Origin of the sequence: Psychrobacter sp. AntiMn-1 (genome assembly GCF_001854065.1) — a bacterium.
Lineage (GTDB): Bacteria > Pseudomonadota > Gammaproteobacteria > Pseudomonadales > Moraxellaceae > Psychrobacter > Psychrobacter pacificensis.
The window spans coordinates 1,748,017-1,762,318 of record NZ_CP012969.1 but is presented as its reverse complement, the minus strand read 5'-3'; the positions used below and the strand labels follow the sequence as shown (position 1 = coordinate 1,762,318).

Genomic DNA, 14,302 nt, shown 5'->3' with positions numbered 1-14,302 from the left:
TACCTACTAGTTGCCCGCCATATAAGAGATCGTTTTGCCATAATACTCGATAAGGTTTCCTGTCATTATGACTGATCATACTTTGCTTTCAACGGATAAATCTTCACCAAAAATCGCGATCATCGGTGGTGGTCTGACAGGGCTACTGACTGCCACATTGCTAGAGCGTATCTTGGACACTGACAATGTGTGCTCAAATGCACCGCACATCACGATATTTGAAAAGTCACGCAGTGTGGGCCGTCTAGCAACGCGCTATCGCACTGACAGTGAGACGGGCCGCAACTGGCAATGGGCGTTTGGGGCACAGTTCTTTACGGCAAAAACCGCTGAGTTCCAGCAATTTATTGCCCCTTGGCTAAAGACAGGGCTGCTACAGCCATGGTGTGCCCGAGTGGTTGAGCTGACACCCGCAAATGATAATGGTCAATCGCCTGATATCCAAAGTAAAGAGCAGTGGGATACCGTGCACGCGCGCTATATCAGCACGCCAAAAATGACCAGTTGGGGACGTGAATTGGCCGCTGGGCTCAAGCACACAAACATAGTGTTTAAGACGCGTGTGGCTCCGCTTGGTAGGCATACCACTCACTCAGATGATAAAAAAACTGAGCTATTTGATGAGACAGGGGAGAGCCTCGGTTGGTTTGACTGGGTCATTTGTACTGCACCAAACGGTCAGGCAGTAGAGCTGATGGCAGACAGTGGATTTAGTCAGCAAGTTAACATCACCCAGCCGCAGATGCAGGCCTGCTATACGTTGATGCTCGGTTGGGACAATGCCCAAGAATTACCTGAAACATTGAACTCTCAAACAGCACCGCAATGGGATGTTGCTTATTTAAATAGTGAGGTACTCGATAGAATATTTATTGAGCATCATAAACCCGTTCGTGATGAGCTATTACCAAGCATCACCATTCATGCGCGTAATGACTGGTCACAAGTCCACGTCGATGATGATTTGGAGACAGTCAAAGCCACGTTATTAATGGCAGCGCAGCAAGCCTTAAACTGGGACAAAGATAGTGCTCCAAGCCAAACAGATTGTCATCGCTGGCGCTATGCGGCTACTATAATAGATACAGATACTAAAGAGCTAGGTATCTTAGTCGATGAAACCAGACAGTGGATTGTCAGTGGTGACTGGTGCGCACGCGGCAATATCGAAAGCTGCTATCAGGTAGCTCGGCAGACAGTAGAGGCAGTCTGTAGGGCACGATCTATATGAGTTGATTGCTGGCTGGCTGAATCTATCGGCTGCCAGTCCCTAGAAAGGTTTTTACGTATTTATAGCGATAGGTATCGAGATTTGAGCCTGTTATAAATAGCGAGGCAAAAAAAAGCCCACAGAGGAGGTGCTGTGGGCTGAGGAAAACGGGCTGTGCAGATTGATCACAAGTTCCGTGGTCGTGATTTATTATAGTTATCGGCTTTCTATACACTCATTTATTAGGGCAATAATAACCAATACAATAGGTACATATATTTGCTTACATATTTAAGTGTACAAGTGTTTTGTGACAGTTGCTATCATAACCCGACTGACTCCTATTTGGCTGTTTTGGTTACAGTATATTACTTTGTAAAAATACTCGGCTGCACGATCACAGCATAGACTCTGTCATTGGGAAGTAAGAAGAAAGACGCAGATAAGTAAATAGCCTGTGACCAACTATCGAGCCCTATACATAATAGGACGTTACATTAAGTAGCAGATTGTTTTTAAGAATTTTATGATGCTTTTAATAAAAGATACAAATGATTTCAATGGGTTATATCATTATGAAACGAATGACTCGATGTTGATGGTTTGAATCATTTAATCATTAAAGAGATGGCATGACGGCATGACGGAAAAATGCTAAGCTATCTGCCATTATTATGTCGATATTACACTGGGTTTGCCATGACTGAGAGCACGCATTTGCATACGCAGGAGCCGTCAAGTTCGCAAAATACTAAAAGTATTTTTAACTTGCCCAACAATCTTACGATTGCTCGTATCTTGATGATTCCGTTGTTTGTTGCGATTGCGTACTGGCCACCTGCTATGGGCATCGGTATGCCTGCAATCTCAGACAACGTCATTGCGCGAGTGGGGATGAGTGAGTTTAGCGATAGCCTATTGCGCCATTTATTATTAACCAGCGTTTTTATTATTGCAGCAATTACCGATTGGCTAGATGGTTACTTTGCTCGTAAGCTGAATGTCATGTCAGCGTTTGGGCGCTTTTTGGACCCAGTTGCTGACAAGCTGATGGTGGCGGCGGCCTTGATCGTTTTGGTGCAATGGCATCCCAATATTATTATGGCAATCGCTGCGATCGTCATCATCTCACGTGAGATCGCTGTATCCGCATTGCGCGAGTGGATGGCAGAGCTTGGCAACCGAACCAGTGTCGCTGTGTCCTATGTGGGCAAATTAAAAACGACCTTTCAGATGATAGCGATTACAGTACTGTTATTAAACTGGGAGTCGCTTGAGACGGTCGGTTATGCGCTGATGGTCGCCGCTGTTATATTGACGCTTTGGTCAATGATGATCTATCTCAAAGCTGCGTGGCCTTATTTGAAGCAAAGCGGCTAATAGTAAGACAAACAATCGTAACCTGCATAAAAAACGCCAGTGGCTCATGCGACTGGCGTTTTTATTTGTCTATTCTTACTGTTTTAAAGATTGAAACATTACAGCTCTATCGAAAAATTCTCACCCAAGCTTTTTTCAATGGCAGTGTCAGTGACTGCCGCCGCCGCCATTTTGACAGCACTAGTGATGGCATTACCATTTGCCCAGTACTCAGCGCCATGTGGGGTGACTTTGATTAGCTGAACGCGTGGGTCCTCTTTGCCTTTTTCAAAATACGCATTGTACATAGGCGACCACAGCTCATCTAACTTGTCTTTATCATCTACCAGCTCGGCTGTACCAGCGATAGACAGATATTGTTTGTTGTCTTGGCTGACATAGGCCAAATTGACTTGTGGATCGTTTTTAATGTTATCGATGGTCTCACAAGGGCTGTGACCGATAAACCAAATTTCTTTGGCACCAATACTGGTCTCGGTGGTATTCATGGGGCATGAGTGGAGATGGTTCTCACTGGTGCGCGTGGTCATCATCGTATATTTGATGTCTTTTACCATTTCTTGGATGGTGTCCATTTGTTGTTGCTTGCTCATCGTAGTTATCCTTTACTATTTAAAATTTGGAGTAAAAATTATTATTCGGTAAGAGTGATCTAGAGTACTGATAAGGTGGTCAATGACGCCTATTAACAGTTATCAATATAGCGATATCACCTAATAGAACGATACAGCTGGTCTGTAATACCCTGTGAAAGTTTGTAATTATCTGCGTGATTTTATTCAGTAGACGATTTATCAATCAAAAAATACTGTCTAAAAACAACCTTACCAAAAATAAGGCAATAAAAAACGCCAATAAACCGAGGCATATTGACGTTTTGGGCGACTCAGTAACCGTAGGCTTATCTGAGCCAAATGAAGTTATATATGGCTTCTAAACTATAGCGATATTTCAAACTGCTCGCCGATATCTTCTGCGGTTTTGCCATCTTGTAGGGCTGCTGCTGCCATTTTGAACATATTAATAGTAGAGCTGCCACCTAACCAGCACTCAACGCCATGTGGAACGACCTTGATTAACTGTACGTTTGGATCTTCTTTACCATGTTCAAAAAACGCATTGTAGACTGGTGACCACAGTTCTTCTAATTTGTTTTTATCCGTTGGTAACTCAGCATTGGCGCTGACAGAGACATAGTCTTTTTCATCTTTAGAAGCATAAGACAAGCCAATTTTTTGGTTGTTCTGAATGTCTTTGACCACATCTGAGGTTTTATCACCGATGAACCAGATCTCTTTACCACCGATACTCGCTTCGCTGGTTGTCATTGGCCACGCATGTACGTCACCTTTACTATTGACGGTGCTTAACATTGCAAATTTTACATCTTTAATAACGTCTTGGATTTTGTCGATTTGTTCTTGTTTGTTCATAGAGGATTCCCTTTTCTTTATAGTGATTAGATGATTCATTGTTTGTAGTAATCATTTTTATTCAAGGTAGATGTAATTCATCTTTTAAAAACACCCCCTTAACAACTGGAACTAGAATACCGAGTAGCAGCCCTACATTTATATAGGTGCCCAGTAATGCGATGTGAGTGTTTGTAAGGAGTATGAGGGTTAGGTAAAAATTGCGACGCCGAGTGTCGTCACTGTATTTGAATGCTATCTAAACATTCATGGGCTAAACACTCATGGGCGGATTATTGAATTGATTGTGTTATTGAGCATGTAGTTAGCGGCGACACCGTATCAGTTATCAGCAATTTATCTTGGTTTAGACCTGCTTATTATAGGTCTTCTTGTTATAATACCCAGACCATTTACTTAGCATGGCAGAGATGCCTTGATCTTACGGATTATGCCTTTATGATGACCATCGCCGGACAGCCGTTTTTGACCGATTTTCAGACCCAGCAATTGATCAATCAGTTTGCCCAAAAAACCGATCTAAACGTGACCCAAATCAGTACTCAGCAGGTTTTTGTACTCTCAAGAGAGCTCTTAGGTGAAGAGCAAAAAAAGGCTTTGGATCTTTTAGGGGTAAAAGAGCAAACCTCGCTAGAAGCTGCGACAGAGCGTCAAATCCAAGTCATCGTCAGTCCGCGTTTTGGCACGATATCGCCATGGGCGAGTAAAGCCACCGATATTTTTAATAACTGCGAGCTGAAGATCAATCGTATTGAGCGGGTGATTGTTTATACGCTGACGCTAGAAGGTGCTACCGAAGACAAGCTGCCAACGGCGGCTGAGCGTTTACTCTATGACCGTATGACCCAAAGCTTGGTTTATGATTTAAACGACGTGAATAAACTGTTTGACGATGAACCGCCAGCATCACTGAATCATATCGATGTCATCGGACAAGGTCAGTCAGCGCTAGAGTCGGCCAATACCGAGTTCGGTTTTGCGTTATCCAGCGAAGATATCGACTATCTGATGAATGCGTATGTCAATGAATTAGGTCGCAATCCAACGGACGTTGAGCTGATGATGTTTGCACAGGCGAACTCAGAGCATTGCCGTCATAAGATCTTTAATGCCCAGTGGACCGTTGATGGTGAGGTGCAGCCAAAATCACTATTCCAAATGATCAAAAACACCTATCAGTCGAACCCACAAGGCATCTTATCAGCCTATAAAGATAACGCCGCTGTGATGGCTGGGTCTGATGGCATGCGTTTTTATCCTATCCCAACGGACGCGATGGATGCCAATTCAATCCATCCTTATGGATTCCATCAAGAAGACATCGATATCTTGATGAAAGTTGAGACGCACAATCACCCAACGGCAATTGCTCCGTATTCAGGTGCGGCAACGGGTTCTGGCGGTGAGATTCGTGATGAAGGTGCGACAGGTCGTGGCGGTAAGCCAAAAGCGGGTCTAGCAGGATTCCATGTGTCACACTTGCATATCCCAGAGCTGTCCGAGAAATGGGAGCAGTCAGGCCAACTGAGCACGCAAGCCTACGGTACGCCAGATCGTATGGCAACTAGCCTTGAGATTATGCTTGATGCCCCATTAGGTAGCGCCAACTTCTCAAACGAGTTTGGTCGTCCAAACCTATGCGGTTACTTCCGCAGCTTTCAGCTAGATACCTCTGCGGCAAAAGACGGTAGCGAGATGCGCGGCTATCATAAGCCCATCATGCTGGCAGGTGGTTATGGCAACATCAAACGCAATCTGATTGAAAAAAATGCGATTAAAAAAGGTGATTTGCTCATCGTCTTGGGTGGCCCTGCAATGCAAATCGGTCTGGGCGGCGGCGCGGCCTCATCGGTCGATAGTGGCGAGCTTGATGAAGGCTTGGACTTTGCTTCAGTCCAGCGCGATAACGCCGAGATGGAGCGTCGCTGTCAAGAAGTCATCGATCGCTGCTGGGCCTTAGCTGGTAACGATATTGACGCTAGTAATGCCAGTAAAGACGGCAACCCAATCGTCTCGATCCATGATGTTGGTGCAGGCGGCCTGTCAAACGCCATGCCTGAGCTGGTCAACGACCATGAGATGGGCGCGCATCTGAACTTGCGTAAGATCCCATCGTTAGAAGCGGGCATGTCGCCAATGGCCATCTGGTCTAATGAGGCGCAAGAGCGTTATGTGCTGGCGATTCGCCCAGAGAGCAAAGATCAGTTCGATGCAATCTGTGCCCGTGAGCGCTGTCCATATGCCATCTTAGGCGCGGCGACGGATATCCGTCAGCTCATCGTTGATGACGAGCTATTAGCTGAGCAACCAGTCGATATGCCGATGCAAGTACTGCTCGGCGGTACACCAAAAATGCAGCGCAGCTTTGAGCGTACTGATAGCACGTTACCAGCATTAGAACTGGGTGATGTTAATCTAGCCGAGTCAATTACCGATGTATTGCGTCACCCAACCGTGGCGAGCAAATCATTCTTGATTAGCATTGGTGACCGTTCTATCACCGGTATGGTCGTGCGTGATCAGTATGTGGGTCGCTATCAAGTGCCTGTATCAGATTGTGCGGTGACGGCGTCAGGCTTAGTGGCGCTAGATGGTCAGCCGATGACTGGTGAAGCCATGAGTGTCGGCGAGCGTACGCCTGTTGCCCTTATCAATCCAAAAGCCTCTGCGCGTCTAGCGGTCGGCGAAGCGATTACTAACATCGCGGGCGCGCGTATCGCTCAGTTGTCTGACATCACCATGTCAGCGAACTGGATGGCAGCATGCGGTGATGATGCAGAAGATGCGGCACTATTCGATGCAGTACATGCAATCGGTGAAGAGCTGTGCCCAGCACTCGGTATCGCTATCCCTGTTGGTAAAGACTCGCTATCGATGCGTGCTAACTGGACTGATGAAGAGGGCGCTGACAAATCAGTCGTCTCGCCAATGAGTTTGGTTGTGACTGCGTTTGCTCCTGTCGTTGACGTCGCAAAAACGCTAACCCCTGAGCTAATCAATGGTGACAGCGCGTTCTACCGTATTGACCTATCTAAAGGTAAATTGCGTCTAGGCGGTTCGATCCTTGCGCAAACGCTTAGCCAACTCGGTAACGACTGCCCAGATCTAGCGCAGCCAAGTGATTTGATCGACTTCTTTAACTTTGTGCAAGCGGGCAACGCGCAAGGCGTCATCAGTGCTTATCACGATATCGGTGATGGCGGTCTATTAGCGACCATCGCAGAGATGCAGTTCACCAGCCGTCAAGGTATCAAGCTGTCATTAGATGATGACAACTTACTCGGTCAACTGTTCAGTGAGGAGCTGGGCGCAGTCATCCAAGTATTGCCAGAAAACGTCGCAGCGCTCATGCAGTTGGCAGAAGAATTTAACGTCAGCGATATGCTCAGCCTTGTTGGTCAAAGCTCAGAAGAAGACAACCTATTAATCCAAACGCCTTTGTACATGGGTGATGACACGCTACGCTTTAGCCGTACGAAATTGCAGCAAGCATGGACACAGGTCAGCTATCAAATCGCCCGCCTGCGTGACAACCCAGCCTGCGTGCAACAAGAGTATGACTTGATTGCCGATACTAATCATAAAGGTCTTATCGCTGCGCCAAACTTCGATCTCAATCAAAAGATCGAGACGCCATATCTGAACAGTCGTGAAGATAAGCCAAGAGTCGCAATCCTCCGCGAGCAAGGTGTCAATGGTCAGACGGAAATGGCAGCAGGCTTTACCCAAGCGGGCTTTGAAGCGGTCGATGTGCACATGAGCGACTTACTAGAAGGCCGTATCAATCTACGTGACTTCGATGGTCTGGTCGCTTGTGGCGGCTTTAGTTACGGTGACGTACTGGGCGCAGGCTCTGGCTGGGCGAACTCTATCTTGTTCCATGATGAGCTACGCATGCAGTTCGTCCGCTTCTTCGCCCGTCCGAATACGTTCTCACTTGGCGTCTGTAATGGCTGTCAGATGATGGCGCAGCTTAAAGACCTCATTCCAGGTGCAGAAAACTTTCCACGCTTTATCGCAAATGAGTCGGCACGATTCGAAGCGCGTACGGTCAACGTCAAAGTTGAGCGCACCAAGTCCATCTTATTCAAAGGCATGCAAGACAGCATCTTACCTATCGCTGTCGCGCATGGTGAGGGTCTTGCCACCCTAAACGCTACTGAGATCGATGGTATGGCGAAGCACGGTCAGTTGGCGATGCGTTATGTCGATAGTCAAGGTCATCCGACCGAGACTTATCCATTGAATCCTAATGGCTCAGTCGGCGGCGTCACGGGTCTATGTAGTACCGATGGCCGCGTCACTATTATGATGCCGCATCCTGAGCGTAACCTAAAAGCCTACAATCATAGCTGGAAACCTGAGCAGTGGGATGAAGATGGTGCATGGATGCGTATGTTCCGTAACGCCCGTGCTTGGTTGCGTTAAGATAATTTGAATTAGTTTAGATAATAAGAAAGGTGGGCTTTGGCTCACCTTTTTTGTGTTTATGATATTTAGCTTAATTAGATCCAGAAAAAACATATAGATAAGTACTTCAATGACGTATATAATAAGACATAAAGATAAAGGATATTGAATGTTACATTTCATCGAAACGCCAATATTTACTAAGCAAGTACTGAAACTATTAGATGATGAAGCTTATAAAGAGCTACAGGAAAATCTAATCAATAATCCAGAACAAGGTGATTTGATTCAAGGTACAGGGGGCGTTCGAAAAACCAGATGGGCACTTAACCAAGGTAAGAGTGGCGGTATTCGGATTATCTATTATTTTGTGAATAGTCAAGGCATATTTTTTATGCTGCTCGCTTATCCGAAGAATAAACAAGCCTCTCTATCAAGCGAAGAGAAGTCTGGTTTATACAAACTGACTCAACAAATTAAAGAGGTGTATAGCCATGAGCAATGAATTTTACGATGATTTATCTACATCACTAAATCAAGCATTGGCGATTGCTAAAGGACAGGCTCAGCCTAGCCGTCAGTTTACCCATGACGTGCCTAGTATTAAGGAAATAAGAACTAAGACAGGGCTATCGCAACAGCAGTTTGCCGATAAACTTAATATCAGTTCGCGTACCTTACAAAATTGGGAGCAAGGTACTAGAAACCCAACAGGGGCTGCCGTCACATTAATGCGCTTATTGAATAAAAAGCCTGAGTTAATTGCCGAAGCTTAATTGATCAAAGACAGTCAATCTTATCTTGGTCACGCACTCGGTGGGATTATGGATGTGTGTGAAAGCGATGACGCATGGATGCGTATGTTCCGTAACGCTTGTGCTTGGTTTAGATAGGCTAAGTTGGTTTAGAATATTATTGTAGATAACTGTTTTTTAGAATGAAAAGGTGGGCGTAATGCTCACCTTTTTTGTGTTTGGGTTTTGGTTCTATTGGGAGCTATTTCCCGCCTTCCGCTTGTATCTGCCAGTCTGGGCGTGGCGTTGGCTACGGTTTGGGTCGTCGCTTGCTTCGCGTCGACACCCCAAAACCTAGCCATCACAACTCGCCCAAACCAGCAGGTTACCGCTACAGTCGGGGCTAAAACGCGCTCCTGAATGACCGTTTTATGATAAATTAGTCTAAACTTTAATTTTAGTATTATTGGTGCGCTGGACGCACCCCACGAACTCATTGTTTTCTTTGGAGATTAGAATGGACAACCAATCTGAACCGAATAAAGTCGAAAACAAGCCACACGAAAAATCAGATGATAATTTACCGAAAAAATGTGGCATTGTAATGCCTATTGCAAGTATGGAAGGCTATCCTGAATCTCATTGGAAAGATGTCAAAAGGATAATAGAATCTGCTATTAAAGAAGCTAATTTTGAAGCTAGATTGGTGAGTGATGCGGATGATATAGGCGTTATTCACAAACGTATTGTTCAGAACTTATATGATAATCCGATGATAGTTTGCGATATAAGCGGTAGAAATCCAAATGTCATGTTTGAGCTAGGATTACGTCTAGCTTTCGACAAACCAGCAATCATTATAAAAGACGAAATAACACCTTATTCTTTTGATACATCAGCAGGATTAGGCTAATCTATAGAAGAGTTTGACCAGAGCTATTATAGATTACATGAAGATTTTTGAGAAATAAGTGATACTAAAGTAGCTCGAACAGATAGTTAGTCGTATAATTTATTAACTACAATGGGTTATTATGGGTATGAAGAAAAGTTGATTTATGTTGAATAAATATGCTTCAATCAGAGTTTTGATTCAAAGCATTATGTTATATGATTATCTATCTTCTGACAGCTCTCTACCCTTTCTCTGAGCCTCAGCAATCAACTCCTTTACCCGAGCACTCTCCCTAAGCACACAAGCCTCATATTCAGACAGCGATTCACCTTCTTGTTGTTGCTGATTTTCCTGCTCTTCTTTAGCTTTGGCTTCTAGATACTCTTCAAGTTTTTGTTGTTCATCTTGCTGTGAATGACTCATGACTGACTCCTTATACTATTTATTTGCTGACGATGCTATTCGATTAAACATAGTGGCAAGTCTGGCGTTATTTTCTTCGATATATTTATCGCCTAGTGCTAATATCTCATCCGGTGCTTGTACCGTTTCGGGATAGTCTTTCAGTCCACTTTGAATAGCCGCATTACCATTGGATACCATCTTCGGTAAGCTCTCTCTGGTGACTTCAAAGTGACATTGCCAAGCGAATACCCAAGTGCCACGCGCTTTGTGTTTTGGCGTTTGATAGATAAAGCCCTGATTCGGCCAAGCGTCCGTCTCAGCAATAATGCTTGCGCCTTTGGGACAGTCAAAACCTTCGCCGTGCCAGTGAAACACCGTAAAGTCTTTGGGTAGATCTTGTAATAATGGATGCGCTTGACCTGCTTCGGTCAATTGCATCGGTAACCAGCCAATCTCTTTGACTGCAGACGGTTTCACCTCAGCGCCCAAACAATGCGCGATGATTTGCGCGCCTAAGCAAATGCCAATGACTGTTTTACCGGCATCAACAGCTTGTTTTATCAGCCGCTTTTCTTTAATGAGCCAAGAATATTTATCCTCATCATGAACGCTCATTGGCCCACCCATCACGATGAGCCAATCAAAGCTATCCAGCGTTGGCAGGTTGTCGTTATCGTAGGAGCGACTAACGGTGATCGGATGGTTATGCGCGCGCGCCCACTGTTTGATAAAGCTTAGATCCGCATAATCGGTATGAAATAGCGCGTGAATACGTAAGCTCATAACGTACCTGTTTTATCAAAACGTTCTATCTACAAATCTGCAAATACTGACGCACGACGTTATCCATGCCTTGCTCTAGCGATTCAATAGTAAAGGCATGACCAATCGACACCTCCGCGATATCACCAAGGCTTAGCAAATCGGCTAAATTGTCTAAATTCAAATCATGACCAGCATTGACGCGAATGCCGTTATCACTGGCGAGGGTAATACAATCGCTAAAGCGTTGCTTGACCTCGTCGAAATCAATATTGCAATCGTTCTTACCATTATTGTAGGCGCGCGCCCATTCTTCGGTATACATCTCTATCGTTTGCACATCGCTAGCGATGACGGCTTTAATCTGCTCGATATCAGGGTCGATAAATACGGCGCAGCGTGTGCCAAAGCCTTCAAGCTCATGGCTGAGTTTGGACAGCATGTCGCTATATTTGATAATATCAAAGCCGTGGTCAGAGGTCAGCTGGTCTTCACTATCGGGTACGAGGGTGCATTGATGCGGTTTGACCTCGCGAATGAGTTTTAAAAATTGTTCATTCGGATTGCCTTCGATATTAAATTCGATATCTTGATAATCTTTGAGATACTCACTGATATCATAGACATCTTGGTATCTGATATGACGTTCATCAGGTCGCGGATGCACGGTAAAGCCTTTAACTCCTAGATCAATCAGCTTTTTTACAAAGTACAGCAGATTGGGATAATCTGTGCCACGAGAGTTTCTGATTAAGGCGAGTTTGTTTAAATTGACACTAAATAGGGTGCTCATAATATGTCCTTTTTCATTGTTGTTATGTCCGATAATAAAACATAGACCTTATGTTATCACGCTTGACTGGTATGAGTTTTCTGGTGTGCTGTGTCTACGCTGACAGAGGCTGCGAAAAATTCATGCCAGTCGCGCCAGTTATCTTTTTAAACTGCCTATATTTGTATCGCTTCAATAAAAATCATCCCGACTAGCATACTTCATATTGAGCGCCTGCAATATCGCATAGGTCTCGATATCCATGATGCCTGTTGGCTTTAGCGGCCGGAAATGCAATTGAAACGCATAGATGACATCGCGGCTGGGCTTGTCCCACTCGTCGCTATTATTGATTTGATAGCCGTATTTGCGAAAAGCTTGCTTGATCTCCTGCACGCTTGGCGCGACCAAGGTACGCCGATTCATAATTTCTTGCTTATCGGCTTCATCATACCAAGCGCCAATACCGTAATCATCATGCAATCGCTGCCAAGGGAACTTCGCACCGGGGTCGATCTTGCGCGAGGGGGCAAGGTCCGCGTGACCGATGATGTTTTTGGGAGAGATGTCATACCGCTGCGCAATATCTTGCACCAATTGCGCGACTTTTTTGATTTGTAGCTCATCAAATTCGACGAAATGCGAGTAGGGATGATAGTCAAGCTCGCTATTTTTGAGGACGTTTCGATATTGAGGTTTGATACCTTTATTGACGATCTCAATACCGATAGACGTGTCATTCAGGATCGTTCGACCGGCAAAACCGCCGTCGCCGGCATGCCAAGCGCGCTCGCTCTCAGGTACGAGGTTATAGATTTTGTCATCGTCATTGTCTAAGACCAGATAGTGCGCGCTGACATTGCCTGTGGTCAAAGTCTTTATCGAGCGCTCATTGTCTGAGACGGTGTAGTGTAGGACGATGGTTTTGATGCGCTGGCTTTTGCCAGTCGATTGATAAGTGTCGCTATCGATAACGAAGGATTCGGTCGTCGCCATCTGCGCTTTGGGAGTGGTGATACAGCCTATCAAAGGTAGCGATAAGAAGGTCGCTAATGCTAAAGCGGTAAAGTTTTTTGCCATGACATGCTCTTTTCTGAAACATATAATGTATTAAATACAAAAAAGGTGAACTAAAAAGTTCACCTTCTATTTACTAAAAATTTTTCAAGCTTTCTATTATGTTAAACAACTAGCATCAACAGCATTTTCAGTATTCTCGTTTACTTTTATTAGATTTATAGCATTAAATTCAATTATTAATCCTTGGGTAGATTTGTCTTCAGTATTTGATTTTATCTGTCCACCCGTTATATCTGGAACTATAACTGCTAAATAATGTCCTTCAGTAATTTCTTCATTTCTTAAAATAAGTTCTGTTAACTCAGTCATTGTATATAAAGCTTTAGCATTGCTATCTTTAGTCATAACTTTTACCTCTATTACTGTATGGCTTGTGAAACAGTAAATGTTTTAGGCTCAATTGAATATTCGTAATCGAAATCAATTTCTGAACCTACTGTAGAGTAACTTTTAGGATGAGTGAATTGTTCTATAAACGTATCTTTATCGACAAATATATAACTATCTTTTAGAGTATTCTCTTCAAAATAGTTTGTCACACATTTGGAAATGAAACTATTTAAAGTAATACCTAAAATATTAGATTCATGAATACTTTTTCGATGCATACTTTCTGACATACGAACATTGAAGGTACCGCTACAAGGTTTATCAGGACATTTATTTTCTTCTGCGCACATCTCTAAATATTCATCGACAGCAGACTCAAAAGATAATTTTAACTCTTCTAAATTTTCACCATCGTACATAACAAGGTCTTGAATCATTTGAATTTTGCCAAAAAGGCATAAATCTTCTGTACTGACCTCTATTGAACCAGTATAACCTTTATAAGAGAAGTATTGTTTATTAGCCATTATTTGACCATACCTTATTATCATCAAAGTGCTGAATAACTTGACGTATATAGCACCTCTTCATGATCGATTGTGGATGAGGTTCATGGAAACTCATAGATAAGCCAGTTCTTTTATTAATGAACTTTCTTCTAGAACCGCTACCTTTCGCTAACTGATAATCATGCAAAGACAACAGCTTAACAAATTCATCCCATGTGAAATCTGTAGGAACAGTTCTAAAGCGTTTTATAAGTTTTTCTGACTTAGACATATAGTACCTAACTGCACACGAGTTTTGCAACTACTTTATAGTTGCGTTTTAAGATAAAGAGAGCGTTTACAATATATTGTATTTAAGAACCTTATAAGCACAATATATGGA

Annotated in this window: 16 protein-coding genes; 7 read left to right on the top strand and 9 right to left on the bottom strand. The window is 43.8% G+C overall.

Annotated elements, in window-relative coordinates; all coding sequences use genetic code 11:
* Positions 1 to 67: 67 nt before the first annotated feature.
* Positions 68 to 1,231: an NAD(P)/FAD-dependent oxidoreductase gene (locus AOT82_RS07425; RefSeq protein WP_071002466.1), complete on the top strand. Its 1,164-nt coding sequence runs from the start codon at positions 68 to 70 to the stop codon at positions 1,229 to 1,231.
* Between the two features lie 678 nt (positions 1,232 to 1,909).
* The gene (gene pgsA / locus AOT82_RS07420) at positions 1,910 to 2,590 is read left to right on the top strand and encodes a CDP-diacylglycerol--glycerol-3-phosphate 3-phosphatidyltransferase (protein ID WP_071003712.1); all 681 of its coding nucleotides are present in this window, start codon (positions 1,910 to 1,912) and stop codon (positions 2,588 to 2,590) included.
* Between the two features lie 98 nt (positions 2,591 to 2,688).
* Here the strand turns inward: pgsA and AOT82_RS07415 are convergent, their stop codons facing one another.
* Entirely contained in the window at positions 2,689 to 3,183 is a 495-nt protein-coding gene (locus tag AOT82_RS07415) for a pyridoxamine 5'-phosphate oxidase family protein (RefSeq protein WP_071002464.1), read from the bottom strand.
* Between the two features lie 345 nt (positions 3,184 to 3,528).
* Positions 3,529 to 4,023, bottom strand: a complete 495-nt coding sequence (locus AOT82_RS07410; protein ID WP_071002462.1) for a pyridoxamine 5'-phosphate oxidase family protein — start codon at positions 4,021 to 4,023, stop codon at positions 3,529 to 3,531.
* A gap of 438 nt (positions 4,024 to 4,461) precedes the next feature.
* Here AOT82_RS07410 and purL point away from each other — a divergent pair, with 438 nt between their 5' ends.
* The 5 genes from purL to AOT82_RS07385 all read left to right on the top strand — a co-directional run bounded on the left by purL (position 4,462) and on the right by AOT82_RS07385 (position 10,080).
* Entirely contained in the window at positions 4,462 to 8,451 is a 3,990-nt protein-coding gene (gene purL / locus AOT82_RS07405) for a phosphoribosylformylglycinamidine synthase (RefSeq protein ID WP_071002460.1), read from the top strand.
* Between the two features lie 151 nt (positions 8,452 to 8,602).
* The gene (locus AOT82_RS07400) at positions 8,603 to 8,938 is read left to right on the top strand and encodes a type II toxin-antitoxin system RelE/ParE family toxin (RefSeq protein ID WP_025643795.1); all 336 of its coding nucleotides are present in this window, start codon (positions 8,603 to 8,605) and stop codon (positions 8,936 to 8,938) included.
* Positions 8,928 to 9,209 (top strand): NadS family protein, encoded by a 282-nt coding sequence (nadS, locus tag AOT82_RS07395; RefSeq protein ID WP_025643793.1) that lies wholly within the window; start codon positions 8,928 to 8,930, stop codon positions 9,207 to 9,209. Before AOT82_RS07400 ends, nadS begins: the two co-directional genes overlap by 11 nt.
* 178 nt (positions 9,210 to 9,387) lie before the next feature.
* Positions 9,388 to 9,525 (top strand): hypothetical protein, encoded by a 138-nt coding sequence (locus tag AOT82_RS13830; RefSeq protein ID WP_156770982.1) that lies wholly within the window; start codon positions 9,388 to 9,390, stop codon positions 9,523 to 9,525.
* A gap of 159 nt (positions 9,526 to 9,684) precedes the next feature.
* Positions 9,685 to 10,080: a hypothetical protein gene (locus AOT82_RS07385; RefSeq protein WP_071002456.1), complete on the top strand. Its 396-nt coding sequence runs from the start codon at positions 9,685 to 9,687 to the stop codon at positions 10,078 to 10,080.
* Positions 10,081 to 10,281: 201 nt separating this feature from the next.
* Here the strand turns inward: AOT82_RS07385 and AOT82_RS07380 are convergent, their stop codons facing one another.
* The 7 genes from AOT82_RS07380 to AOT82_RS07350 all read right to left on the bottom strand — a co-directional run bounded on the left by AOT82_RS07380 (position 10,282) and on the right by AOT82_RS07350 (position 14,191).
* Positions 10,282 to 10,485 (bottom strand): hypothetical protein, encoded by a 204-nt coding sequence (locus AOT82_RS07380; RefSeq protein WP_071002454.1) that lies wholly within the window; start codon positions 10,483 to 10,485, stop codon positions 10,282 to 10,284.
* Positions 10,486 to 10,500: 15 nt separating this feature from the next.
* Positions 10,501 to 11,250 (bottom strand): type 1 glutamine amidotransferase, encoded by a 750-nt coding sequence (locus AOT82_RS07375; RefSeq protein ID WP_071002452.1) that lies wholly within the window; start codon positions 11,248 to 11,250, stop codon positions 10,501 to 10,503.
* Between the two features lie 25 nt (positions 11,251 to 11,275).
* The gene (locus tag AOT82_RS07370) at positions 11,276 to 12,022 is read right to left on the bottom strand and encodes a pyridoxine 5'-phosphate synthase (protein ID WP_071002451.1); all 747 of its coding nucleotides are present in this window, start codon (positions 12,020 to 12,022) and stop codon (positions 11,276 to 11,278) included.
* 171 nt (positions 12,023 to 12,193) lie between these two features.
* The gene (locus AOT82_RS07365) at positions 12,194 to 13,081 is read right to left on the bottom strand and encodes an N-acetylmuramoyl-L-alanine amidase (protein WP_071002450.1); all 888 of its coding nucleotides are present in this window, start codon (positions 13,079 to 13,081) and stop codon (positions 12,194 to 12,196) included.
* A gap of 96 nt (positions 13,082 to 13,177) precedes the next feature.
* On the bottom strand, positions 13,178 to 13,426 hold the full coding sequence (locus AOT82_RS07360; RefSeq protein WP_071002448.1) for a hypothetical protein: 249 nt from the start codon (positions 13,424 to 13,426) through the stop codon (positions 13,178 to 13,180).
* Positions 13,427 to 13,440: 14 nt separating this feature from the next.
* A complete protein-coding gene (locus tag AOT82_RS07355; protein WP_071002446.1) occupies positions 13,441 to 13,938 on the bottom strand; it encodes a type II toxin-antitoxin system HicB family antitoxin in 498 nt (165 codons plus the stop codon).
* A complete protein-coding gene (locus AOT82_RS07350; RefSeq protein ID WP_071002444.1) occupies positions 13,931 to 14,191 on the bottom strand; it encodes a type II toxin-antitoxin system HicA family toxin in 261 nt (86 codons plus the stop codon). Before AOT82_RS07350 ends, AOT82_RS07355 begins: the two co-directional genes overlap by 8 nt.
* Positions 14,192 to 14,302: the final 111 nt, after the last annotated feature.

What these genes read in the sequence shown, in the direction of transcription:
- AOT82_RS07425 (WP_071002466.1), top strand. Translation starts at nt 68, where the DNA reads ATGACTGATCATACTTTGCTTTCAACGGATAAATCTTCACCAAAAATC.
- pgsA (WP_071003712.1), top strand. Translation starts at nt 1,910, where the DNA reads ATGACTGAGAGCACGCATTTGCATACGCAGGAGCCGTCAAGTTCGCAA.
- AOT82_RS07415 (WP_071002464.1), bottom strand. Translation starts at nt 3,183, where the DNA reads ATGAGCAAGCAACAACAAATGGACACCATCCAAGAAATGGTAAAAGAC.
- AOT82_RS07410 (WP_071002462.1), bottom strand. Translation starts at nt 4,023, where the DNA reads ATGAACAAACAAGAACAAATCGACAAAATCCAAGACGTTATTAAAGAT.
- purL (WP_071002460.1), top strand. Translation starts at nt 4,462, where the DNA reads ATGATGACCATCGCCGGACAGCCGTTTTTGACCGATTTTCAGACCCAG.
- AOT82_RS07400 (WP_025643795.1), top strand. Translation starts at nt 8,603, where the DNA reads ATGTTACATTTCATCGAAACGCCAATATTTACTAAGCAAGTACTGAAA.
- nadS (WP_025643793.1), top strand. Translation starts at nt 8,928, where the DNA reads ATGAGCAATGAATTTTACGATGATTTATCTACATCACTAAATCAAGCA.
- AOT82_RS13830 (WP_156770982.1), top strand. Translation starts at nt 9,388, where the DNA reads ATGCTCACCTTTTTTGTGTTTGGGTTTTGGTTCTATTGGGAGCTATTT.
- AOT82_RS07385 (WP_071002456.1), top strand. Translation starts at nt 9,685, where the DNA reads ATGGACAACCAATCTGAACCGAATAAAGTCGAAAACAAGCCACACGAA.
- AOT82_RS07380 (WP_071002454.1), bottom strand. Translation starts at nt 10,485, where the DNA reads ATGAGTCATTCACAGCAAGATGAACAACAAAAACTTGAAGAGTATCTA.
- AOT82_RS07375 (WP_071002452.1), bottom strand. Translation starts at nt 11,250, where the DNA reads ATGAGCTTACGTATTCACGCGCTATTTCATACCGATTATGCGGATCTA.
- AOT82_RS07370 (WP_071002451.1), bottom strand. Translation starts at nt 12,022, where the DNA reads ATGAGCACCCTATTTAGTGTCAATTTAAACAAACTCGCCTTAATCAGA.
- AOT82_RS07365 (WP_071002450.1), bottom strand. Translation starts at nt 13,081, where the DNA reads ATGGCAAAAAACTTTACCGCTTTAGCATTAGCGACCTTCTTATCGCTA.
- AOT82_RS07360 (WP_071002448.1), bottom strand. Translation starts at nt 13,426, where the DNA reads ATGACTAAAGATAGCAATGCTAAAGCTTTATATACAATGACTGAGTTA.
- AOT82_RS07355 (WP_071002446.1), bottom strand. Translation starts at nt 13,938, where the DNA reads ATGGCTAATAAACAATACTTCTCTTATAAAGGTTATACTGGTTCAATA.
- AOT82_RS07350 (WP_071002444.1), bottom strand. Translation starts at nt 14,191, where the DNA reads ATGTCTAAGTCAGAAAAACTTATAAAACGCTTTAGAACTGTTCCTACA.